Raw genomic sequence first — 21,580 nt, forward strand, 5'->3', positions numbered from 1 at the left:
ACGGTTGTCTGTCCGTATGAGCGACTATTCCCCGGATGCCACCGACTGGCGCATTCTCGATGTGCTGCAGCGCGAGGGCCGCGCCTCGTTCGCGGAGCTCGCGCGGGCGGTGGCCATGTCGCCGAGCGCGGTGACCGAGCGGGTCCGCCGGCTGGAGGAGGCGGGGGTCATCAGCGGATACGCGGCCGTGGTCGATCCGGAACGGCTCGGGCTGCCGATCCTCGCCTTCGTACGCCTGCGGTATCCGAACGGCAACTACAAGCCGTTCCACGACCTGCTCGACACCACGCCGGAGATCGTGGAAGCCCATCACGTGACCGGTGACGACTGCTTCGTGCTGAAGGTGACGGCCCGTTCCATGAGCCATCTGGAGACCGTCTCCGGGAAGATCGGCGCGCTCGGGTCGGTCACCACCAGCGTCGTCTACTCCTCGCCGCTGCCCGGACGCGCGATCAGTCGCTGAGCCCGTCCGCCCCGGCCCGGAGCCGCACGGCCGAACCGTGCCGCTCCTTGACCACCTCCAGCTGGGCGGGGATGCGGCGGCGCAGGTCCGCTACATGGCTGACGATGCCGACGCTGCGGTCCCGCTCGCGCAACGAGTCGAGCACGTCGAGCACTTCGTCGAGCGTCTGGTCGTCGAGGCTGCCGAACCCCTCGTCGATGAACAGGGTGTCCAGCCGTACGCCTCCGGCCTCGTCGGTCACGACATCGGCGAGGCCGAGCGCCAGGGCGAGTGAGGCGAAGAACGTCTCGCCGCCGGAGAGCGTGGCGGTGTCGCGCTCGCGACCGGTCCAGGCGTCGATGACGTGCAGGCCGAGCCCCGCCCGGCGGCCCCCCGTGCGGGCGTCGGAGTGGACGAGCTGGTAGCGGCCCGAGGACATGCGCTGCAGCCGGGCGGTGGCCGCCGCCGCGACCTGCTCCAGCCGGGCCGCGAGCACGTACGACTCCAGCCGCATCTTGCGCGCGTTGTCCGCCGAGGTGCCCGCGGTGAGCCCGGCGAGCCGGGCAACGCGTTCGTACTCCTCGCGCACCGGACCCAGCCCGCGCACCTCGTCCGCCACCCGGCGCGAGAGCCTGCCGAGTTCGGCACAGCGTTCCCGGGCCGCGTCGAGTCCGGCCGCGGCCTCCCGCAGCGCGCGCTCGGCCCGGTCGAACGCCTCGCGGGCCGTGTCCGGGGCGGCGGGCGGGCGGGCGACCGCCTCCCGGGCCGCGGTCTCGGCGAGCCGGTCCGCGACCGCCGCCGCCTCGGCCTGCCAGGCGTCGATCCGATGCTGGAGCGTGCGCTGCCCCGCGTCGTCGAGCAGCGTCGCGGCGGCGGCCTCCGGGGTCTCGAACCCGGCCCGGAACGCGGCGTCCGCGAGCCGGTCGTCGGCCTCCTTCAGCCGGTCCGCCGCGCTCTCCTCCTCGCGCACCGCGCCGGCCGCCTCGACGAGCAGGGCGATCCGCCTCTGAAGGACTGCGGCGTGCTCGGCGACGCCGGCGTACCCGCCGCGCGCCCGGTCCAGCACCTCGTCGAGCGAGGCCCGTTCGCCGTCCAGCGACTCGCGCCGCGAGGTGCGTGCGGCGGCGCGCTGCTCGGCCCGCTGCCGCTCCTCGGACCGCCGCCGCTGCTCCCGCTCGGCGGCGGCCAGTGCCTCCCGGGCGGCGTGCGCCCCGGCGGCGGTCCGGTAGGCCTCGGCGTGCTCACCGGCGAAGGTGTCCACGAGGGCGGCGAGCGCGGCGACGGTGGGAGCGGTGCCGGCTGCGTCGTCGCTACCCGCCGCCTCCGCGCCGGCCGTCGCATGGCGTTCGCCGACCAGCACGACGGTCCGCTCCGCCTCCTCGCGGGCCTGTACCGCCTCGCGGTGCGTACGTTCGGCGGCCTCCTCCGTCGCCCGGTCGACATGCCCGTCGGAGGGGCGGGCCGGGGCCGGGTGGTCCTGCGCGCCACAGACAGCGCAGGGGGCCCCATCGGCCAGCTGTCCGGCGAGTTCGGCCGCGATGTCGCGCAGGCGGCGCTCCCGCAGGTCGAGCCAGCGTTCCTGGGTGCCGAGCGCCTGTTGACGGGCGTCCGCGAGGCGCTGCTCGGCGGCCGTCACCTCGACGGCCAGGGCGTCCCGGCGGCGGGCCGCGTCGAGACGGCGGCGGGCCGGGTCGAGGCGGCGGGCCAGCAGTTCGGTGCGGGTCGCGGCCTCCAGCGCCGCGTCGAGGCGGCCCTGGAGGTCCCGGCGGGTGGTCTCCCAGCCGGCGAGCCAGCCCTCGGTGTCGCGGACCAGTTCCTCGTCGGCCCGGGCCTGCCGCTCCAGGGCGGCGCGTTCGTCGTCGATCTCGGCGCTGCGCTGCTCGGCGCGGCGCGCGGATTCGAGGCCGCCCAGTTCCTCGCGGAGCCGGTGCTCCAGGGTCGCGAGCTGTTCGGCGCCCGCGTCGGCCAGGGTCTCGGGCAGCCGTGCCCGGGCGCGGCCCCGGGCCTCGCTCGCCCGCCGGTAAGCCCGCTCCGCCTCCTCGCGCAGGTCGAGCGCCGGGGCGACGAGGTCCGCCTTGCGGGCGCGCGCGAGGCGCTCCCGCGCCTCCTCGTGGGCGGTGCGGCCGGCCTCCACGGCGTCGGCGCGGCGCCGGGTCTCGGCGTACCGCTCCTGGAGCACGGCGAGTTCCCGTTCGTCGTCCAGGGCGCGGCGGGCCCCGGCGTGCCGGTGCTCCGCCGTGGCCAGGACCTGGGCAGCGATGTCGAGTCGTTCGCGGGCGCCGCTGCGAGCGGTCGCGGCCCAGCCGAGGACCGCGTCCGCGAGGCCCGGGTCGCCGGGCTGGACGTCGGGCAGTGCGCACTCACGGGCGGCGGCGCCGGCCGCCTGGGCGATGCGCTGGGCGAGCGCGAGCACCTGGTCGTCACCGGCCTTGACCTGTGCCTCGGCCGTGCGGCGCAGGTCGGCGAGGCGCTCCTCGACGGCCGCGAAGCGCCGGGTGTCGAAGAGCCGGCCGAGGAGCCGGCCCCGCGCCTCGGCGTCGGCGCGCAGGAAGCGCGCGAAGTCGCCCTGCGGCAGGAGGACCACCTGGCAGAACTGCTCCCGGCTCATCCCGACGAGCTGGGTGATCTCCTCGCCGATCTCCTGGTGCGACTTGCTGAGCGCCCGCCAGCCCTCCTCGGAGTCGTACTCGCGCAGCCAGCTCTGCGCCTTCTCCGTGGTGTGGCCGCCGCCGCGCTTCTTGGGGCGGGGCTGGGCGGGACGCCGGGTGATCTCCAGCCGCCGCCCGCCGACGGTGAGGTCGAGCAGGACCTCGGTCGGCAGGTCCACCGGGGCGTGGTCGCTGCGCAGCGAGGTGCCGGGGCTCTGCCGGGCGCCGGGGACCGCCCCGTACAAGGCGTAGCAGACGGCGTCCAGGACGGAGGTCTTCCCGGCGCCGGTCGGTCCGTGCAGCAGGAAGAGGCCGGCGGCGGAGAGGGCGTCGAAGTCGATCTCCTGGGTCGCGCCGAAGGGGCCGAACGCGGTGATGCGCAGGGTGTGGAGCCTCACCGGTTCACCTCGCGCACGCCGTCGTCGACCCGCACGTGGTCGAAGGCGCCGCGCAGCACCGCCCGTTCGTGCTCGTTGGTCCCGCAGCCGCCACGTACGTGGGCCACGAAGTCCTCCGCGATGCTCTGGTCGTCGCGGCCGCGCAGCCGGCGGGCGTACGAGATGTCCGGGTCGTCGGGTGCCCGCTCCGGTTCGAAGACGAGGCTGAGGGTGTGCGGGAAGCGTTCGGTGAGCCGGGCCATGGGGTCGGCGGGGCGGACCGGGTCGGTGAGGGTGGCCTCCACCCAGGCGTCCTCGTGACGGTCGAGGGCCGGGTCGTCGAGGAGGTCGTCGAGCCGGCCGTGCAGCCGGGCGAGGCGGCGCGGCACCGGGCAGTCGACGCGCTCGCCGGTGACGGCGCCCGAGGCGTCCAGGTCGATGAGCCACATGGTCTTGCGGTGGGTGGCCTCGGAGAAGGAGTAGGCGAGCGGGGAGCCGGAGTACCGGACGCGGTCGGTGACGGCCTGGCTGCCGTGGAGGTGGCCGAGCGCCACGTAGTCGACGCCGTCGAAGACGCCGGCCGGGACCGCGGCGACGCCGCCGACCGTGATGTCGCGTTCGCTGTCGCTGGGCTCGCCGCCGGCGACGAAGGCGTGGGCGAGGACGACGGACCGGGTGGTGTCCGGGCGCCCGGCGAGATCGGCGCGGACGCGGTCCATGGCGGCGGTCAGCACGGCCTCGTGCCCGGCGCGCTGGGCCTTGAAGGTGTCCTTGACCAGGGCCGGCTCCAGGTACGGGAGCCCGTAGAACGCGACGTCGCCGTGCGCGTCGGGGAGCACGACGGGGGTGGCGCAGTGCTCGGGGTCGGTTCGCAGGTGGATGCCGGCCCGGCCGATGAGCCCGGCGCCGACGCCGAGCCTGCGGGCCGAGTCGTGGTTGCCGGAGATCATCACCGTGGGCACCCCGGCGTCGGCGAGGCAGTGCAGGACGTCGTCGAAGAGCCGCACGGCACTGAGCGGGGGTACCGCCCTGTCGTACACGTCACCCGCCACAACGACGGCGTCGACCTGGTGCTCCTGGACGGCGGCCACCAGGTGGTCGAGGTAGGCGGCCTGCGCGTCGAGCAGGGGGACCCGGTGGAACGACCGGCCCAGGTGCCAGTCCGATGTGTGCAGAATCCTCAAGACCCGGCTCCGGTCCGCATGCGCTTCCTCCGCCCCTGTGCCCTCACGTCCCACAGTGTCCCATCCCGCCGGGAGCCCGAAGGGCACGTCCGCGAAGGACCGGCCGGACACCGCCTCGGGCCGGGTCACGCGTCGTCGTACGCCTCGCCGCCCAGTTCCACCCGCGCCTCGCCCGCCGTCGCGTCGGCCAGCCAGCGGCGGAACTCCTCGACGTCGGCGTCCGGCAGCGCGATCTCGATCGTCACCTCGGCCGCGTAGCGGACCTCGCGCACGGTCCGTCCGGTGGCCCGCAGTTCGTTCTCCAGCCTGCCCGCCCGCTGGTGGCCGACCGTGACGGTGGCGAGCCGGAAGCGGCGGCGGGTACGGGTGCCGATTGCGTCGAGGGCCTCGCCGACCACTCCCCCGTACGCCCGGATCAGTCCCCCGGCGCCCAGCTTCACTCCGCCGTAGTAGCGGGTGACGACGGCGACGGCGTAGCAGACCTCGCGGCGCGTCAGCATCTGGAGCATGGGGACGCCGGCGGTGCCGCCGGGCTCGCCGTCGTCACTGGCCTTCTGTACGGAGGCGTCGGCGCCGATCACGTACGCGTAGCAGTTGTGGGTGGCGGTCGGGTGCTCCCTGCGGACGCGGGCGACGAACTCCTGCGCCTCCTCCTCGGTGGCCGCGGGGGCGAGCGCGCAGAGGAAACGGGACCGGTTGATCTCGCTCTCGTGGACGCCCGCGCGGGCGACGGTCCGGTACTGCTCCTGCATCCCGCCACCCTATGCTTCCTCGCGGGAATGGCCGGAGCGGGCCGCCGGTTGTGCGGTTCATGTACGCAGATGCGCAGACGATCCGCAGGATTCTGGAAGATACCGGTGACACCTGGGCCGTGGTGGGGCTGTCCAACAACCGCGCCCGCGCGGCCTACGGGGTCGCCGAGGTGCTGCGGCGCTTCGGCAAGCGCGTGGTGCCGGTGCATCCGCAGGCGGAGCGGGTGCACGGCGAGGAGGGGTACGCCTCGCTGGCGGACATACCGTTCCCGGTGGACGTGGTGGACGTCTTCGTCAACAGCGACCTGGCCGGTGCGGTGGCCGACGAGGCGGTGGCCGCGGGCGCCCGGGCCGTCTGGTTCCAGCTCGGCGTGGTCGACGAGAAGGCGTACGAGCGCACCCGGGCGGCCGGGCGCGACATGGTCATGGACCGCTGCCCGGCCATCGAGATCCCGCGGCTCGGAGCCTAGGGCCTGTCTGGCGCGCGCACGCCCAGTCCTTCCAGCACCACCGCGCCCGGCAGCGCGGCCGGCAGACCGACGGGCGTGATGCCGCCGTACTCCATGCCGGTCTCGCCGACTGCCGTGTCCATCGGGGCGAAGCGCGCCTTGCGCAGGCCGAGGTGCTTGCGGGCGACACCGTTCACGTCGACGCGGGAGTGCGACAGCACGACGCAGGCGGCGAGGGTGACCTCGGCGCCGCGCTTGCCCGAGAGGACCACGCAGTTCGCCGAGCGGTCGAGCAGGTCCGCTCCGTGGTGGGCGACGAAGGCCGCGGTGTCGGCGATCTCCGGGTCGGTGTCGACGTGCAGGACCTGCTCGGGGGTGATGCCTCCCCAGCCGGTGCGCACCGCCTCGGCCACCGGTGCGGTGAGCATGTCCTGACGGTCGACGGCGGGGCTGGCGTCCTCGAAGGAGCCGACGGGTGCGCGCATGCGCGTCACGCTGACAGCGCCGTACGCGAGGGTGTGCGGCGTCTCATCTGACGGGCGGAATGCTTACGGCCATGGTGAGTTCGACCGGTTCGGTGCCCTCGTTGCGGTAGGCGTGCGGGTGGTGCGCCTCGAAGGTGGCGGAGGTGCCGGCGGGCACGGCGTACGGGGTGTCGGCGACGACGAGCGTGAGAGTGCCGGCGGTGACGTGGAGCAGTTCGACCGTGCCCTCCGGGTGCGGGTCGGACCGGCTGCCGTCGCCCGGCATCAGCCGCCAGGACCAGAGTTCGAGGGGGCCGCGGGCCTCCGTGCCGACCAGCAGCGTCGTGGCGCTGCCCGCCTCGGTGGACCACAGGCGTACGGCCTGGCCGGCGGGGACCAGGCGGACCGGGGAGCCCTGTTCGTAGTCGAGGAGCGTGGTGATGCTGACGCCGAGCGCGTCGGCGAGCTTGACCGTGGTGCCGACGCTGGGGTTGGTGCGGGCCTGTTCGATCTGGATGATCATGCCGCGGCTGACTCCGGCGCGGGCGGCCAGCGTGTCCAGGGTGAAGCCTCGCTCCCCGCGCCAGCGCTTGAGGTTGCGCGCGAGGGACTGGGTCAGCTGATCGAGGTCAGTCACGTTCCGTCCAATATTTTGTATGCCGTGGTAAAGCATTCTGCACTACGGTGTGGTGTACCCAACCGTTCGCCGCACTGTACTGCGAGGCACCGATGACTGCGTTGTTCGCCCTGGCCACCAGCCTTCTGTGGGGGCTGGCCGACTTCGGAGGCGGCCTGCTGACCCGGCGCACGCCCGCGCTGACCGTGGTCGTGGTCTCACAGGTCATCGCGGCGGCGGTGCTGGGGGTGATCGTGACGGCCACGGACGGCTGGAGCGAGGCGGGTCCCCGGCTCTGGTTCGCGGTCGCGGCGGGCGTCGTGGGGCCGATGGCGATGCTCTGCTTCTACAAGGCCCTCGCCCTCGGGCCGATGGGCGTGGTCTCCCCGCTCGGTTCGCTCGGCGTCGCCGTGCCGGTGGGTATCGGGCTGGTCGCCGGGGAGCGCCCGGGCCTCCTCCAGGGCGCCGGGGTCGCGGTCGCCGTCGCCGGCATCATGATGGCGGGCGGCCCGCAGCTGCGCGGGGCGCCGGTGCAGCGGCGGACGATCCTGCTGACGCTGGCGGCGGCCTTCGGCTTCGGGGCCGTGATGTCGCTGATCGCCGAGGCCTCGACGACGGTGACCGGGCTGTTCCTGGCCCTGCTCGTGCAGCGGCTCACCAATGTCGCGGTGGGCGGCGGTGCGCTGTACGTCTCGCTGCGGCGCGGCGGCCGGGCACTGCCCGAGGACGGGGGCGCCTCGGCTGTCCGGGCGGCGCTTCCGGCACTGGCGTTCGTCGGCCTCGCGGACGTGGCGGCCAACGGTACGTACGCGATGGCCGCGCAGCACGGCCCGGTCACCGTCGCCGCGGTGCTGGCCTCGCTCTACCCGGTGGTGACCGCCCTCGCCGCGCGCGGCTTCCTCAGGGAGCGGCTTCGGGGCGTGCAGGCGGCGGGCGCCGGACTCGCGCTGGTGGGCACGGTGCTGCTGGCGACCGGGTGAGCGCGGGTGTCAGCTCTCTTCGAGCTCCGCGACGGCCAGCAGCTGTTCCGGGGTGACGCCCGCGGGGATCGGCACGGGGGCCGGGGTCCGCAGGGGCGGCTGCCAGCCCTTGTCGGGGTGCCAGCTGCGTACGATCCGGGCGGGCGCACCCGCCACGACCGCCCGGTCGGGCACCTCGCCGCGGACGACCGCGCCGGCGGCGACGACCACGTTGCGCCCGAGCCGGGCGCCGGGCAGGATCACCGCGCCGGTGCCGATCCAGCAGCCCGGGCCGATGGACACGGGCTGCATCCGGGGCCATTGCTTGCCGACCGGCTCGTGCGGGTCGTCGTAGCTGTGGTTGGTCGAGGTGATGTAGACGTACGGACCGCAGTACGTGTCCGCGCCGATGGTCACCGTCGTGTCGGCGACGACATGGCTGCCGCGGCCGAGCACGACTCCGTCGCCCAGGGTGAGGATCGGGTCGGGGCCGAGGTCCAGGTCGGGCATGAGTCCCGCGGTCAGCGTGACCTGCTCGCCGATGATGCAGTGGTCGCCCAGTTCGATCCACGGCTCCCCGAAGACCGTGCCCTGCGGGAACGCCAGCCGGGTGCCCTCGCCGATCCGGGCGAACCGCAGTCCCCCTGAGTGCTCGGCGGTGACCGCGCCCGCCTCCCGCGCCCAGCGCCAGCAGCGGTGGACGGCCCCGGACAGGACGCGCCGCCGCCAGGCGGTCAGGGGGGAGAACGCGTTTCTGTTCTTGGGCACGCGCTCACGGTAGTCCGCGCCCATCGGCCGGACGGCGGCCCCGACCTGTGATCTTCACCCCAACGGTCCTGGGACGGCGGTGCGTCGCATACGGTTTCCCGGGCGGACGGCCTGCTGTCACCGTGGCCCCCGCGACCCACGGCACCGGAGCACGGAGGAACGCGCGATGGCGGAGCAGGCGCTGATCATGGGCATGGGCGGCAAGGAGCCGTCCATCGACGCGGACGCGTTCACCGCGCCGACCTCCGTCGCGATCGGCGACATCACCATGGCTGCGGGCTCCAGCCTCTGGTACCAGGCGGTGCTGCGTGCGGACTGCGGACCGATCGTCATCGGCGCGGACTCCAACATCCAGGACAACTGCAGCGTCCACGTCGATCCCGGCTTCGAGGTGACGGTCGGCGAGCGGGTCTCGGTGGGGCACAACGCGGTACTGCACGGCTGCACCATCGAGGACGACGTGCTGATCGGCATGGGGGCCACCGTGCTCAACGGCGCCCACATCGGCGCGGGCTCGCTGGTCGCGGCGCAGGCCCTGGTCCCGCAGGGGATGCGCGTGCCGCCGGGCTCGCTGGTCGCGGGCGTGCCGGCGAAGGTGAAGCGGCAGCTGACCGAGGAGGAGCTGGAGGGCGTCCGCTTCAACGCGGTGGGGTACGTGGAGCTGGCCAAGGCCCACCGCGCGGCCTGCGAGGGCTGAGGGGCTCAGTCGGCGACCGGCACGGTCCCCGGTTCCGGCTCGACGGCCGCCGCGGAGTGCGCGGCGGCGGCCTTCTTGGCGCGGTTCTTGAGGACGAGCATCGAGGCGAGGCCGATCAGGACCGCGATGGCCAGGCCGAGGTAGGAGAACCGCTTCAGCCAGGCCTCGGCGACGACGCCCACCGAGTAGATGACGGCCGTGGTGCCGCCTGCCCAGGCGATCCCGCCCAGCACGTTGGCGACGAGGAACTTCCAGTACGGCATGTGCAGCACACCGGCCAGCGGTCCCGCGAAAATACGCAGCAGCGCGACGAAGCGGCCGAAGAAGACGGCCCACATGCCCCACTTCTGGAAGGAGCGCTCGGCCATGGCGATCTGGCTCTCGCCGAAGTGCTTGGGGAACCTCCCGCCCAGCCAGGCCAGCAGCGGGCGTCCGCCCTTGCGGCCGATGGCGTAACCGATCGAGTCGCCGATCACGGCCCCGGCCGTGGCGCAGGCCCCCAGGATCCAGGGGTTGATGCCGTCGTGGCTCGCGGCCAGCAGTGCAGCGCTGATCAGGACGATCTCGCCGGGGAGCGGGATGCCCAGGCTCTCCAGTCCGATGATGACGCCCACCAGGACGTACACGCTGATCGCCGGGACGGTCTCCAGCCACTCCTGGATGTGCAACGCCGTTTCCTTACGTGTGATGTCCTGTCGCCCGCCGGACAACTCATCGGCGCACCACGGGAAGCCTACCCTCAGCGTCACCGGGCCGGGCAGCGCGAAGGGCCGCCCCGCACCGGCCGGTGCGGGGCGGCCCTTCGGTCGTACGGTTCAGGAGTTCGGGCGCAGGGTCCAGACCACGGTCATCTCACCGGTCACGGCGCCGTCGCCGCGCCGGATCTCCACGGTCACCGGGAACTCGGGGCGCTCGCCCGCGTCTAGTTCGGCGACGACCTCGGCGGCGGGGCGGCCGAGGACGGCGGTCGCGGTGACCTCGCCCATGGCCAGCTTCTTGTAGCCGATCTCGGCGCTCACCGCGAGTGGCACGGCCCGGCCCAGCTGGTCGCCGAACGCGGCGATGACTATGGCACCGCTCGCCGACTCCGCCAGCGTGAACATGGCTCCGGCGTGCGGCCCGCCGACGTGGTTGTGGTAGTCGGCCCGGTCCGGCATGCGGACCACCGCGCGGTCGGCGGTGGACTCAAGGAATTCGAGGTCGAGGGTCCGGACCATGGGGACTGTCGCGGCGAGCATCTCGCCCGCGGTCATCTGTTCAGCGCTCATGCGCCGAGATGTTACTCATGAGTAGGAGCCTTTGGCCATGCCTCCGCGGCCACTTCCCGCCCGGCCGCCGCCCGTCCTTCACCGTTCGCACACGGGGGCGGACGTAGCACGCCGGGCTGGGCCCCTCTATCGTTACTGGCCATGTGGCCAGGACAGCAGCCGCCCGGGGGCGAGCAGAACCCGCAGGACCAGAATCAGAACCCGTACCAGCAGCCGGGGTACCAGCAGCCGAATCCCTATCAGCAACCGGGATATCAGCAGCAGGGCCAGCAGTCGGGCCAGCAGCCCGGGTACGGATACCCGCAGCAGGGCGGGCAGGGGGGCTATGGACAGCCCAACCCGTACCAGCAGCCGACGGTCCCGCAGTACGCGGTGGCCGGACCTCCCGGCTCTCCGCAGCCGGGTGACGACAACGGCAAGAAGAAGACGACGCTCGTGGCCATCGTCGCGGCCACCGCGGTCGTGGTGGCCGCCGCGGTCACCGGTGTCGTCGTGCTGAACAAGGACGACGACAAGGACGCCAAGAACGTCGCCGACGACAAGAAGTCGTCCGCGCCCGCCAAGCCGTCCGAGTCCGCCTCCGAGGCCAACCCGCGCGGCGACGACGAGGAGGCCAAGCCGCAGATCGCGGGCTGGAAGGTCGTGACCAACCCGAAGTGGGGCACGCAGTTCGACGTGCCCGGCGACTGGAAGGTGTCGCCCCCCGGCGTGCTCACGTACTTCGAGGACGACAAGAAGGGCGACGGTTCGCCGCTCATCGGGTTCACCGGGCCCGCGGACCTCAAGGACAAGTGGTGCTCGGAGGATTCCGACAAGGACGGCACCGAGGAGAACTACAGCCTGGCCGGCGCCGGCACCCGGGGCGCGGAGGGGGCCAAGGACGCCGACCTGAACGCCCGGAACGAGGCGGGCACCTGGGCCTGGGCCGCGTTCGCGCAGCACATGCCGAAGAAGAGCATCAAGATCAGCAAGGCCAAGCAGTACACCACCAAGTCGGGGCTGACCGGGAGCCTGGTCACCGCCACCGCGCCCAACGTCAAGAAGAAGTCGAAGTGCACCACTGACGGCAAGACGTACGCCTTCACCTTCAAGAACACCAAGGGCGAGTTCTCCTCGTGGGTGCTGTACGCCGCCGTCGGTGTGGACGGCGAGCTGCCCGACGCGACGATCAAGAAGATCCTGAGCACGGTGCGCACCGTGCCGATCACCGACGCCGACACCGAGTCCTGAGCCCGGTGCGGGAACTCATTTGCGAAGGCGGGGGCGGGACCGCGATAGTCCCTGGGTGACCGACGCAGCCGCCCCCGCCTCCCGCTCCACCCGCCCCGTCCCGGCGGGCCGCAACTACCGGCTGCTGACCGCCGCCTCGATCATCACCGCCCTGGGCACCCACGGCGCGCTGATCGCGGCGGCGTTCGCGGTTCTCCAGGCGGGCGGCGACGGCGGTGACGTCGGTCTGGTCGCCGCCGCCAGGACCGTGCCGCTGGTGCTCTTCCTGCTGATCGGCGGGGCGATCGCGGACCGGCTGCCGCGTCACCGGGTGATGGTGGCGGCCAACACCCTCAACTGCGTCTCGCAGGGCCTCTTCGCCCTGCTGGTCCTGGCCGGCGATCCGCAGCTGTGGCAGATGATGCTGCTCACCGCGCTGTGCGGCACCGGGCAGGCCTTCTTCAGCCCGGCCGCCGAGGGCATGCTGATGTCGAGCGTCAGCGGCGAGCAGGCGAGCCGCGCCTTCGCCCTGTTCCGGATGTCCACCCAGGGTGCCGCGATCGGCGGTGCCGCCCTCGGCGGCGCCATGATCGCGGCGATGGACCCGGGCTGGGTGCTGGCCGTGGACGCCGCGGCCTTCGCGGTCGCCGGGGCCCTGCGCGCCTTCCTCGACGTGAGCCACATCCCGGAGCGGGAGCCCGGGGGCGGGCTGCTCGCCGACCTGCGGGACGGCTGGAAGGAGTTCACCGGCCGGCCGTGGCTGTGGGCCATCGTCGCCCAGTTCTCCGTGGTGGTGGCCGCCGTCGGAGCGGCCGAGGCGGTCTACGGCCCGCTGGTCGCCCGCGACTCACTGGGCGGCGCACGGCCCTGGGGCTTCGCGCTGGCCGCGTTCGGCGTCGGCAACCTGGCCGGGGCGCTGCTGATGATGCGGTGGAAGCCGCGCCGGCTGCTGCTGGCCGGAACGCTCTGCGTCTTCCCGCTGGCCCTGCCGTCGGCCGGGCTCGCCGTGCCGCTCTCCGCGACCTGGCTCTGCGTGGTGATGTTCGTCAGCGGTACGGCGATCGAGGTGTTCGGCGTCTCCTGGATGACGGCCATGCACCAGGAGATCCCCGAGGAGAAGCTGTCACGCGTCTCCGCCTACGACTGGTTCGGCTCGGTGGCCATGGTGCCCGTCGCCACCGCGCTCGCCGGACCGGTCGAGTCGCTGGTCGGGCGCGGCCAGGCACTGTGGGGGTGCGCCGGCCTGGTCGTGCTGGTCACGGGCGCGGTGCTGTTCGTGCCGGACGTACGCAACCTGACCCGCAGGAACGCGTCGGTCGAGGTGGCCGCCGTCCCGCTCGTCCCGCCCACCTCAGCCGAGGCTGAAGGCGCCGTCGGGCGGCTCGGGTGAGGGGACCGCGTCCTCGTCGCCGACCGGCCGGGCCCCGTTGACGAACGCCTCCAGCGCCGCGCCGTGCTCCACCCGCGCCGCGAACGCGTCGGCCGCGCACCGGCGGGCCAGGGCCGCCGTGTCGAACGGGGCACGGGAGGCGACGAGGACCACGTTGCCGAAGCGCCGGCCGCGCAGCACGCCCGGCTCCGCGATCAGCGCCAGCTCATCGAAGGCGGCGGCGAACGTGGCCAGCTGCGAGCGCAGGAAGCCGAACGGCGGCCCGTCCGCGAGGTTGGCGGCGTAGATCCCGTCCGGGCGCAGCGCCTGCGCCGCGGCCCGGGCGTAGGGCACGGTGGTGAGGTGTGCGGGCACCCGGGACCCGCCGAAGACGTCCGCGATCAGCAGGTCCACCGAGCCGGGGGCCGTCTCCTCCAGCCGGGCGCGGGCGTCCGCCGCACGCACGGTGATGCCGCCGCCCGCGGGCAGCGGCAGGTGCTCGGCGACGAGGTCGAGGAGCCCGCGGTCCGCGTCCGCCACCTCCTGCCGGGAGCCGGGGCGGGTGGCCGCCACGTAGCGGGGCAGGGTGAGTCCGCCGCCGCCCAGGTGCAGGACGTCCAGTGGCTCGCCCGGGTCCGCAGCGCAGTCGACGACGTGGCCGAGCCGCCGGACGTACTCGAACTCCAGGTGCTCGGGCGCGTCCAGGTCGACGTAGGACTGCGGCGCGCCGTCGACCGTGAGCAGCCAGGCGCGTGCCCGGTCCACGTCGGGGAGCAGCCGTGCGGTGCCGTGGTCCACGTCGCGGATGACGGGTATCGACTCGTTCACTCCCCCATTGTGCGGGCTGCTGACGGACGGGCCCGCCTCCCCCGGGCTCGGGAAGACGGGCCCGTCCGGCTCAGAGCAGCTCCGTGACGGTGCCCGCGCCGACCGTGCGGCCGCCCTCGCGGATCGCGAAGCCGAGGCCCGGCTCCAACGGGATGTCCCGGCCCAGCTCGACGGTCATCGTGACCGTCTCACCGGGCCGCGCGATCCCCGCCCCGCCGAGGTCCACGTCGCCGACCACGTCGGCCGTGCGGATGTAGAACTGCGGCCGGTAGCCGGTGGTGACCGGGGTGGTGCGGCCGCCCTCGCGTCCCGACAGGACGTACACCCGCGCGGTGAAGCGCCGGCTGGGGGTGACGCTGCCCGGCGCCGCGACGACATGGCCGCGGCGCACCCGGTCGCGCTCGACGCCGCGCAGGAGCAGCGCGACGTTGTCGCCGGCCTCGGCGGACTCCATCGGCTTCCCGAAGGTCTCCAGACCGGTGACGACCGTGTCGGTGCCGGCGCCGAGTACCGTCACCCGGTCGCCGACCCGGACCGTGCCGCGCTCCACGGCGCCGGTGACGACCGTGCCCCGACCGGTGATGGTCAGGACGTTCTCCACCGGCAGCAGGAACGGCGCGTCGGTGTAGCGCACCGGCATCGGTACGTAGGTGTCGACGGCGTCGAGCAGCGCCTCCACGGCCCCGGCCCAGCGTGGGTCGCCCTCCAGCGCCCGCAGCCCCGACACCCGTACGACGGGCACGGTGTCGCCGCCGTAGCCGTGCGCGGACAGCAGCTCGCGCACCTCCAGCTCGACCAGGTCGGCCAACTCGGGGTCACCCGCGTCCGCCTTGTTGAGCGCGACCACGATGTGGTCGACGCCCACCTGGCGGGCGAGCAGGATGTGCTCGGCGGTCTGCGGCATGATCCCGTCGACCGCGGAGACGACGAGGATCGCCCCGTCGAGCTGGGCGGCCCCGGTGACCATGTTCTTGACGTAGTCGGCGTGTCCTGGCATGTCGACGTGCGCGTAGTGCCGGGTGCCGGTCTCGTACTCGACGTGCGCGATGTTGATGGTGATGCCGCGCTGCGCCTCCTCGGGCGCGCGGTCGATGCGGTCGAAGGGGACGAAGGTGCCGGTGCCGCGGTCGCTGAGGACCTTGGTGATGGCGGCGGTCAGGGTCGTCTTGCCGTGGTCGACGTGACCCATCGTGCCGATGTTGAGGTGCGGCTTGGTGCGCACGTATGCCGTCTTGGGCATGGTTCATTCCTTGGGATGCGAAGCGTGACGTGAGACCCCGGGGCCCGGCCGACCCTCCCCTCGCGGGGTCCGCCGGACAGCCGGGGGAGGGTCAGCTTCGGGCGCCGCCGACGGGCGCTGCGGCAGCGGTGAACGCTGCGGCGACAACTGCTGCGAGGGTGGTCACGGCAGCCTTCGGCGCGTCCGCGACTGCGGACGGCGCTGCGAGGAAGGCGTACCGGAACATGGCCCGATCATCCCCGACGGCCCGTCGGCCCGTCGAGCGAATTACGGCGGGCCGTACGGGGATTGGGCGCGGGCCGCCGGAAGGCCGGCGGGGGCACATTACGGCGATCACACACCTTTGTCGGTTACTCTCCCCGAATGCTCGACGTCGTCCCCGCCACCCGGCCCTCCCCCGGCCTCGCCGTGCGCTGCACTCGGGTGCTGCTCTCGCCGTGGTCCCGGCTCTCGCTGCTCGTCGCCGTGCTGGTGGCCGCCGCGACGGCCGTGCTGCTGCTCGAACCGCAGCAGCTGCTGACCTCCGGGAGACTCGGGCAGCTGAGCGGCGGCTCCACGGCGGCCCTGCTCTTCGGACTCGCCTACGGCGTCTGCACGGTGGCGTTCGTGCCGCGTCCGCTGCTGAACCTCGCGGCGGGTGCGCTGTTCGGCACACAGGCCGGTCTCGCGGCGGCCCTCGGCGGTACGGTGCTGGGCGCCGGGATCTCGTTCATGCTCGGCCGGGTCCTGGGCCAGGACGCGCTGCGCACGCTGGTGCGCGGGCGCTGGCTGCGGGCGGCGGACGGGCAGCTGAGCCGGCACGGCTTCCGCTCGATGCTGGCGCTGCGGCTCTTCCCCGGGGTGCCGTTCGCCGCCGCCAACTACTGCGCAGCCGTCTCCCGCATGGGTTATCCGCCGTTCCTGGTGGCGACGGGCCTGGGCTCGGTCCCGAACACGGCGGCTTACGTGGTGGCGGGCAGCGAGGCGTCCTCGCCCACCTCGCCCGCGTTCCTCGCCGCGATGGGGTTCATCGTGCTGACGGGGGCCGGCGCGGCGGTGGTCGCCTGGCGCCGCCGGCACCGTCTGGGCGTCTGAGGACCGCGACCGGCCGGGCGCGCGGGGGGTGTCGCCGGCTGTTCACCCGGGGGCGATACGCTGCCCGCGACCGACAGACGAAACCGGGCCCGGTGCGGCCCTGTCCTCGCCCGACCGCAACCCGCACGCGCCGGCGCCCGACGCCGGTGGCCTGTGCATGAGTACCCCGGGATGGCCCAAGCCCCATGAGCTGGTTCGAATCGTTCGTCCTCGGACTCGTCCAGGGACTGACCGAGTTCCTGCCGATCTCCTCCAGCGCGCACCTGCGGCTCACCGCGGCGTTCGCCGACTGGCAGGACCCGGGTGCGGCCTTCACCGCGATCACCCAGATCGGCACGGAGGCCGCGGTCCTCATCTACTTCCGCAAGGACATCGTCCGGATCGTCTCGGCGTGGTTCAGGTCGCTGACGGACCGTTCGATGCGCGGTGACCACGACGCCAAGATGGGCTGGCTGGTCATCGTCGGCTCCATCCCCATCGGCGTGCTCGGCCTGGCGTTCCAGGACCAGATCGAGGGCCCCTTCCGCGACCTGCGGCTGATCGCCACCACCCTGATCGGGATGGGCATCGTGCTCGGCGTCGCGGACCGGCTGGCGGCCCGCGACGAGTCGGGCGGCCGGCACCGCGCCGGCAAGCAGCGCAAGACGCTGCGCGAACTGGGCGTCAAGGACGGCCTGATCTACGGCTTCTGCCAGGCGATGGCCCTGGTCCCGGGCGTCTCCCGCTCCGGCGCCACGATCAGCGGCGGTCTGCTGATGGGCTACACCCGGGAGGCGGCGGCGCGTTACTCGTTCCTGCTCGCGATCCCCGCGGTGCTCGCCTCGGGCGTCTTCGAGCTGAAGGACGCGGGCGAGGGACACGTGTCCTGGGGCCCGACGATCTTCGCGACCTTCATCGCGTTCGGGGTGGGATACGCGGTCATCGCATGGTTCATGAAGTTCATCACGACCAAGAGCTTCATGCCGTTCGTGATCTACCGGATCGTCCTGGGCGTGCTGCTGTTCATCCTCGTGGGCGCCGGTGCGCTGAACCCGCACGCGGGCGGGTCGGCGGGCTGACCCCCCGTAACGCGCCGCCCCCGGCCTCGACCGGGGGCGGCGCGTTACGTCAGATCTCCGCGTCGCCCGGACCCTCGGTGCCGAACTGCTCGGCGCGCAGGGCGAGGTCCTGCAGCACGTCCGCCGAGGTGACGTCCGTCTGCCCCGCGTCGTGCACCTGGGCCAGCATGGCGAACGCCAGCGTGAAGGCCCCGACGAGCTGTTCCACCGCACCGCCCACCTCGCGTCCGACGACGACCACCACGTCCTCGACGGTGGCGTCCTCCGGGATCGCGATGCGCGGCATCGTCTCGTTGAGAAGGGCGGTCACCACGGTCGAGTCGGTGTCGGCGTCGTCGCGGTCGGGGTTCTCCTCCAGCAGCCGGCGCATCTCCCCCGCCTCGGTGAGGATGCCGACCACACGCTTCACCACTTCGCTCTGCTCCATCCCGCGAGCATAGGCGGCCCGGCCCACAGGCACTACGACGTGCGACGGTATGCCGTGCCGGGGCCCGGACGGCCGCTTCCGCCTCGGCACCGGCGCCCGGACGGCCATAGCGTACGGAGCAGGTACGAACCGGCGGAGAGGAACCCATGAGCGGCACCGAGCTTCCCGTGATCGCGGCGGTCGACGGCTCCTCGCACAGCATGGACGCGTTGGGCTGGGCGGCCCGTGAGGCAGTCGCACGAAAGCTGCCCCTGCTGATCGTCCACGTACGGCAGCTCGCCCGGCGCACCGACCAGGAGGTGCAGGAGCGGGAGGCGGGCGAGCTGCTGGCCTCGGCCGTGCGCCGGGTGGCCGGGACCGCTCCGGGGCTGCGGCCCACGACGCTCGCGCCGCTCGACTTCCCGTCGGCGGCGCTGGTCTCGCTGAGCCGGGACGCCTCCCTGGTGGTGCTGGGCTCGCGGGGGCTCGGCGGTTTCCGCTCCCTGATGCTGGGGTCCAACAGCCTGGCGACGGCCTCCATGGCGAAGTGCCCCGTGGTGATCGTGCACGAGGGCCGGAACGACGAGGAGCACGACGGCGGTACGGGTGAGGTCTTCCCGGACATCGTCGCCGGGGTGGCCGCCGACGAGAGCAGCGAAGGGGTGCTGGACTTCGCCTTCGAGACGGCGGCGGCACACCCGGGCGCCCGGCTCCGGATCGTGCACGGCTGGACGATGTTCTCCTCGATGCTGTCCGGCGGACCCGTCTTCGACCGGGACGCGGCGGCGAACGCGGCAGAGCGGTCGCTGGCGGAGCTGACGGCCGGCTGGCGGGCGGCGTATCCGCAGGTCGAGGTGATGAAGGAGCCGGTCAACGGTTCCGCGACGCGCACCCTGGTCACCGCGTCCGCCACCGCCTCGCTGACGGTGATCGGGCGGCGGCGCGGTGGTGAGTCGCTGGGGCTCGGGCTGTCGCCGGTGGCGCACACGACGCTCACGCACGCGATGGGCCCGGTGGCCGTGGTCCCCTGCTGAGGGCCGGGCCGCGTCCGCCGGTCCACACTGGGGAAGAAGAGCGGGATCGGATGCGGACGGGCCTGCCGGCGGGTGGGGCGAGGAGGCGGGGCATGGGGTCGTGGGCCGGGTGGCGCGAGCGGGGCGCACGGATGCTGGAGCGGACCCCGGGGCGCGCGGCCGCCGCGCTGGTGGCCGGTGCGCTGCCGGCCCTGGCCTTCCCGGCGCCCTCGCTGTGGTGGTTCGCCTATGTCTGCCTGGTGCCGCTGCTGTTGCTGATCCGGTCGGCCGGTACGGGGCGCGCGGCGGCGCGGGACGCCTGGCTGGGCGGGACCGGCTACATGATCGCCGTGCACCACTGGCTGATGCCGAGCCTGCACGTGTTCATCGTGGTCCTCGCGGCGCTGCTCGGTCTGCTGTGGGCGCCGTGGGGGGTGCTGGTGGGCCGGCTGCTGCGGGGGCCGGTGACCGGGCGATCGGCCCTGGCGGCGGTGGTCCTGGTGCCGTGCGGCTGGCTGATGATCGAGCTGGTGCGGTCCTGGGAGGCGCTGGGCGGTCCCTGGGGGCTGCTGGGGGCGAGCCAGTGGCAGGTGGAACCGGCGCTGCGGCTGGCCTCGGTGGGCGGGGTGTGGCTGGTGAGCCTGCTGGTGGTGGCGGTGAACACCGCGCTCACCGTGCTGCTGGTGCACTCCGCAGCACGGGCCGCGGCCGCCGTGTCGCTCCTGGTGGGGGCGCTCGTGGTCGGCGCGGCCTGGATGTGGGCGCCGCAGCCCGAGCGGACCGGCACGGCCAGGGTGGCCGTCGTGCAGCCGGGGATCGTGAACGGTCCGGGCAGCATCCAGCGCAGGCTCGCCCTCAGCGAAGGGCTGACGCGGTCGCTGGCCGGGCGGGACGTCGACCTGGTCGTGTGGGGGGAGAGCAGCGTCGGCGTCGATCCGGTCCGGCGGCCCGACATAACGGCCCGGCTGGCGGCGCTGTCGCGGACCGTGGGCGCGGACGTCCTGGTCAACGTGGACGCCCGGCAGACCGACGCGGCGGGCCGCACCGGCATCTTCAAGAGCGCCGTGCTGGTCGGCCCGGACGGACTGACCGGCGACCGGTACGACAAGACGCGGCTCGTGCCGTTCGGTGAGTACATCCCGGCCCGGTCGGCCCTGGGCTGGGCAACCTCGATGGGCCGTGCGGCGGGCGAGGACCGGCTGCGCGGCACCGGCCCGGTCACGATGCGGGTGCCCGGCGCGGACGGCCTGCGCGTCGGCCCGCTGGTCTGCTTCGAGTCCGCGTTCCCCGACATGAGCCGGCGGCTGGTCCGGGACGGGGCCGGGCTGCTGATCGCCCAGTCGTCCACGTCGTCCTTCCAGCACGGCTGGGCGCCCGCCCAGCACGCCTCGCTCGGTGCGCTGCGGGCGGCGGAGAGCGGCCGGCCGATGGTGCACGCCACCCTCACGGGTGTGAGCGCGGTGTACGGCCCGCACGGCGAGGCGGTCGGGACCCGGCTCGGCACGGACACCAGCGGCACCGCCGTCTACGGGGTGCCGCTGGCCCGCGGCACGACGCTCTACGTACGGCTGGGCGACTGGGCGTTGTACGGGGCGCTGGGGGTGCTTGCGGTGTACTGCGCGTTCGAGGGCGTACGGGCCCTGCGCGCCCGGCGGCGTACGCGGCCGGTGAAGGCGGCGGCCGCCTCCTAGGCGGCGTCGAGCTCCCGCAGGACGCGCTCGCAGAGTTCGTGGGTCTCCAGGGCGTCGCGGGCGCTCAGCGGGCGGCCCTCGCGCACGGCGTCCAGGAATGCCAGCACGGCCTGCTCGATGCCGCGCTGACGGGCCACCGGCACCCAGTCGCCGCGTCGGCGCACGCTCGGCTGGCCCTTGTGGTCGATGACCTCCGCGAGGTTGAGCACCTCGCGCTTGGAGTCCTGGCCGGAGACTTCGAGGCGCTCCTCGGTCGAGCCGCTGAGCCGGTTCATCGCGCCGATGGCGGTGAAGCCGTCGCCGGACAGCTGGAGCACGACGTGGTGCAGCAGACCGTCGACGATCCTGCCGCTCACCACGGTGCGCTCGACGGGGCCGGGCGCGAGGAAGCGCAGGGTGTCCACGACGTGGATGAAGTCGTCGAACACCATGGTCCGGGGCTCCTCGGGCAGCCCGACCCGGTTCTTCTGCAGGAGGATCAGCTCACGCGGGTGCTCGGCGCACTGGGCGTATCCCGGGGCCAGCCGGCGGTTGAAGCCGACGGCGAGGCCGGTACCGCGGGCCTCGGCGAGCTCGACCAGGCGTGTGGACTCCTCCAGCGTGTACGCGAGCGGCTTGTCGACGTACGTGGCGACGCCCGCTTCCAGCAGCCGGCCGACGATCTCCGGGTGGGCGGCGGTCGAGGCGTGCACGAAGGCCGCGTCGAGCCCCTGGGCGAGCAGCGATTCCAGGTCCCGGTGGCAGCGGTCCGCCGGGATGCGGTGGGCGGCGGCGACCGAGGCCAGGGTGGCCGCGGTGCGGGTCTGCAGGTGCAGTTCGATGTCCGGGAGGGTGCCGAGCACCGGCAGGTACGCCTTCTGCGCGATGTCCCCGAGCCCGATGCAACCGACCTTCACAGGGTGTTCCTCTCGCTGGTCAGCGCCGTGTGCCGGGCGCCTCCGTCGTCGTCCCGGCAGCATACGTGGCCCCCGGCGGCCGCCGGTCGGCGATCCCGGCGGCGGCCGGGGCACGACGCGCTGACCGGTGTCACTCGTGCGGGCCAATTGCCGCGTACGGGCTCACCGGCTG

22 protein-coding genes are annotated in these 21,580 nt (G+C 73.7%); 10 read left to right on the top strand and 12 right to left on the bottom strand.

All coding sequences use genetic code 11. The features are described from left to right. Window positions 1-16 precede the first annotated feature (16 nt). On the top strand, window positions 17-463 hold the full coding sequence (locus tag OG242_RS03175; RefSeq protein WP_405896686.1) for an Lrp/AsnC family transcriptional regulator: 447 nt from the start codon (window positions 17-19) through the stop codon (window positions 461-463). Here OG242_RS03175 and OG242_RS03180 read toward each other — a convergent pair. The 3 genes from OG242_RS03180 to OG242_RS03190 all read right to left on the bottom strand — a co-directional run bounded on the left by OG242_RS03180 (window position 453) and on the right by OG242_RS03190 (window position 5,403). After that, window positions 453-3,488: an AAA family ATPase gene (locus OG242_RS03180; RefSeq protein WP_405896687.1), complete on the bottom strand. Its 3,036-nt coding sequence runs from the start codon at window positions 3,486-3,488 to the stop codon at window positions 453-455. The genes OG242_RS03175 and OG242_RS03180 overlap by 11 nt on opposite strands. Continuing rightward, window positions 3,485-4,651, bottom strand: a complete 1,167-nt coding sequence (locus OG242_RS03185) for an exonuclease SbcCD subunit D (RefSeq protein ID WP_405896688.1) — start codon at window positions 4,649-4,651, stop codon at window positions 3,485-3,487. Before OG242_RS03185 ends, OG242_RS03180 begins: the two co-directional genes overlap by 4 nt. A gap of 125 nt (window positions 4,652-4,776) precedes the next feature. Further along, window positions 4,777-5,403 carry a YigZ family protein gene (locus tag OG242_RS03190; RefSeq protein WP_405896689.1) on the bottom strand — a complete coding sequence of 209 codons (627 nt, stop codon included), beginning with the start codon at window positions 5,401-5,403 and terminating at the stop codon, window positions 4,777-4,779. 59 nt (window positions 5,404-5,462) lie between these two features. On the opposite strand from OG242_RS03190, the gene OG242_RS03195 reads away from it, so the two are divergent. Continuing rightward, window positions 5,463-5,873 carry a CoA-binding protein gene (locus tag OG242_RS03195; RefSeq protein WP_405896690.1) on the top strand — a complete coding sequence of 137 codons (411 nt, stop codon included), beginning with the start codon at window positions 5,463-5,465 and terminating at the stop codon, window positions 5,871-5,873. On the opposite strand, the gene OG242_RS03200 is transcribed toward OG242_RS03195, so the two are convergent. Beyond that, window positions 5,870-6,337 (bottom strand): YbaK/EbsC family protein, encoded by a 468-nt coding sequence (locus OG242_RS03200; protein ID WP_405896691.1) that lies wholly within the window; start codon window positions 6,335-6,337, stop codon window positions 5,870-5,872. The two genes, OG242_RS03195 and OG242_RS03200, sit on opposite strands and share 4 nt — an antisense overlap. A gap of 43 nt (window positions 6,338-6,380) precedes the next feature. Continuing rightward, window positions 6,381-6,953 (bottom strand): helix-turn-helix domain-containing protein, encoded by a 573-nt coding sequence (locus OG242_RS03205; RefSeq protein ID WP_405896692.1) that lies wholly within the window; start codon window positions 6,951-6,953, stop codon window positions 6,381-6,383. A 92-nt stretch (window positions 6,954-7,045) separates the two neighbouring features. Here OG242_RS03205 and OG242_RS03210 point away from each other — a divergent pair, with 92 nt between their 5' ends. Next, window positions 7,046-7,912: an EamA family transporter gene (locus tag OG242_RS03210; RefSeq protein ID WP_405896693.1), complete on the top strand. Its 867-nt coding sequence runs from the start codon at window positions 7,046-7,048 to the stop codon at window positions 7,910-7,912. A gap of 9 nt (window positions 7,913-7,921) precedes the next feature. Here the strand turns inward: OG242_RS03210 and OG242_RS03215 are convergent, their stop codons facing one another. Beyond that, entirely contained in the window at window positions 7,922-8,659 is a 738-nt protein-coding gene (locus tag OG242_RS03215) for an acyltransferase (RefSeq protein WP_405896694.1), read from the bottom strand. A 166-nt stretch (window positions 8,660-8,825) separates the two neighbouring features. Here OG242_RS03215 and OG242_RS03220 point away from each other — a divergent pair, with 166 nt between their 5' ends. Further along, entirely contained in the window at window positions 8,826-9,356 is a 531-nt protein-coding gene (locus OG242_RS03220; RefSeq protein ID WP_405896695.1) for a gamma carbonic anhydrase family protein, read from the top strand. 5 nt (window positions 9,357-9,361) lie between these two features. Here the strand turns inward: OG242_RS03220 and OG242_RS03225 are convergent, their stop codons facing one another. Continuing rightward, on the bottom strand, window positions 9,362-10,024 hold the full coding sequence (locus OG242_RS03225; protein WP_405896696.1) for a DedA family protein: 663 nt from the start codon (window positions 10,022-10,024) through the stop codon (window positions 9,362-9,364). A gap of 147 nt (window positions 10,025-10,171) precedes the next feature. Beyond that, window positions 10,172-10,609, bottom strand: a complete 438-nt coding sequence (locus OG242_RS03230) for a DUF4442 domain-containing protein (protein WP_405901492.1) — start codon at window positions 10,607-10,609, stop codon at window positions 10,172-10,174. Between the two features lie 156 nt (window positions 10,610-10,765). Between OG242_RS03230 and OG242_RS03235 the strand changes: the two genes are divergently transcribed. Both OG242_RS03235 and OG242_RS03240 read left to right on the top strand, forming a co-directional pair. Beyond that, window positions 10,766-11,854 carry a hypothetical protein gene (locus OG242_RS03235; RefSeq protein ID WP_405896697.1) on the top strand — a complete coding sequence of 363 codons (1,089 nt, stop codon included), beginning with the start codon at window positions 10,766-10,768 and terminating at the stop codon, window positions 11,852-11,854. A gap of 55 nt (window positions 11,855-11,909) precedes the next feature. Next, window positions 11,910-13,223 (top strand): MFS transporter, encoded by a 1,314-nt coding sequence (locus OG242_RS03240; protein WP_405896698.1) that lies wholly within the window; start codon window positions 11,910-11,912, stop codon window positions 13,221-13,223. Here the strand turns inward: OG242_RS03240 and OG242_RS03245 are convergent. Both OG242_RS03245 and tuf read right to left on the bottom strand, forming a co-directional pair. Continuing rightward, window positions 13,185-14,030: a spermidine synthase gene (locus OG242_RS03245; protein ID WP_405896699.1), complete on the bottom strand. Its 846-nt coding sequence runs from the start codon at window positions 14,028-14,030 to the stop codon at window positions 13,185-13,187. The genes OG242_RS03240 and OG242_RS03245 overlap by 39 nt on opposite strands. A 70-nt stretch (window positions 14,031-14,100) precedes the next feature. Further along, complete coding sequence (tuf, locus tag OG242_RS03250) at window positions 14,101-15,270, bottom strand: elongation factor Tu (protein WP_405896700.1); 1,170 nt, start codon at window positions 15,268-15,270, stop codon at window positions 14,101-14,103. A gap of 363 nt (window positions 15,271-15,633) precedes the next feature. Between tuf and OG242_RS03255 the strand changes: the two genes are divergently transcribed. Both OG242_RS03255 and OG242_RS03260 read left to right on the top strand, forming a co-directional pair. Further along, window positions 15,634-16,344, top strand: a complete 711-nt coding sequence (locus OG242_RS03255; protein WP_405896701.1) for a TVP38/TMEM64 family protein — start codon at window positions 15,634-15,636, stop codon at window positions 16,342-16,344. Between the two features lie 185 nt (window positions 16,345-16,529). Continuing rightward, window positions 16,530-17,402, top strand: coding sequence for an undecaprenyl-diphosphate phosphatase (locus OG242_RS03260; protein ID WP_405896702.1), 873 nt, complete (start codon window positions 16,530-16,532; stop codon window positions 17,400-17,402). A 49-nt stretch (window positions 17,403-17,451) separates the two neighbouring features. On the opposite strand, the gene OG242_RS03265 is transcribed toward OG242_RS03260, so the two are convergent. After that, entirely contained in the window at window positions 17,452-17,829 is a 378-nt protein-coding gene (locus OG242_RS03265; protein ID WP_405896703.1) for a hypothetical protein, read from the bottom strand. Between the two features lie 146 nt (window positions 17,830-17,975). Here OG242_RS03265 and OG242_RS03270 point away from each other — a divergent pair, with 146 nt between their 5' ends. Together OG242_RS03270 and lnt are read left to right on the top strand one after the other, a co-directional pair. Continuing rightward, entirely contained in the window at window positions 17,976-18,842 is an 867-nt protein-coding gene (locus OG242_RS03270) for a universal stress protein (protein ID WP_405896704.1), read from the top strand. A 92-nt stretch (window positions 18,843-18,934) separates the two neighbouring features. After that, window positions 18,935-20,512 (top strand): apolipoprotein N-acyltransferase, encoded by a 1,578-nt coding sequence (gene lnt, locus OG242_RS03275; RefSeq protein ID WP_405896705.1) that lies wholly within the window; start codon window positions 18,935-18,937, stop codon window positions 20,510-20,512. Here lnt and OG242_RS03280 read toward each other — a convergent pair. Continuing rightward, complete coding sequence (locus OG242_RS03280; RefSeq protein WP_405896706.1) at window positions 20,509-21,408, bottom strand: Gfo/Idh/MocA family protein; 900 nt, start codon at window positions 21,406-21,408, stop codon at window positions 20,509-20,511. The two genes, lnt and OG242_RS03280, sit on opposite strands and share 4 nt — an antisense overlap. Between the last annotated feature and the right edge of the window lie 172 nt (window positions 21,409-21,580).

The organism is Streptomyces sp. NBC_00727 (assembly GCF_045161745.1).
Lineage (GTDB): Bacteria > Actinomycetota > Actinomycetes > Streptomycetales > Streptomycetaceae > Streptomyces.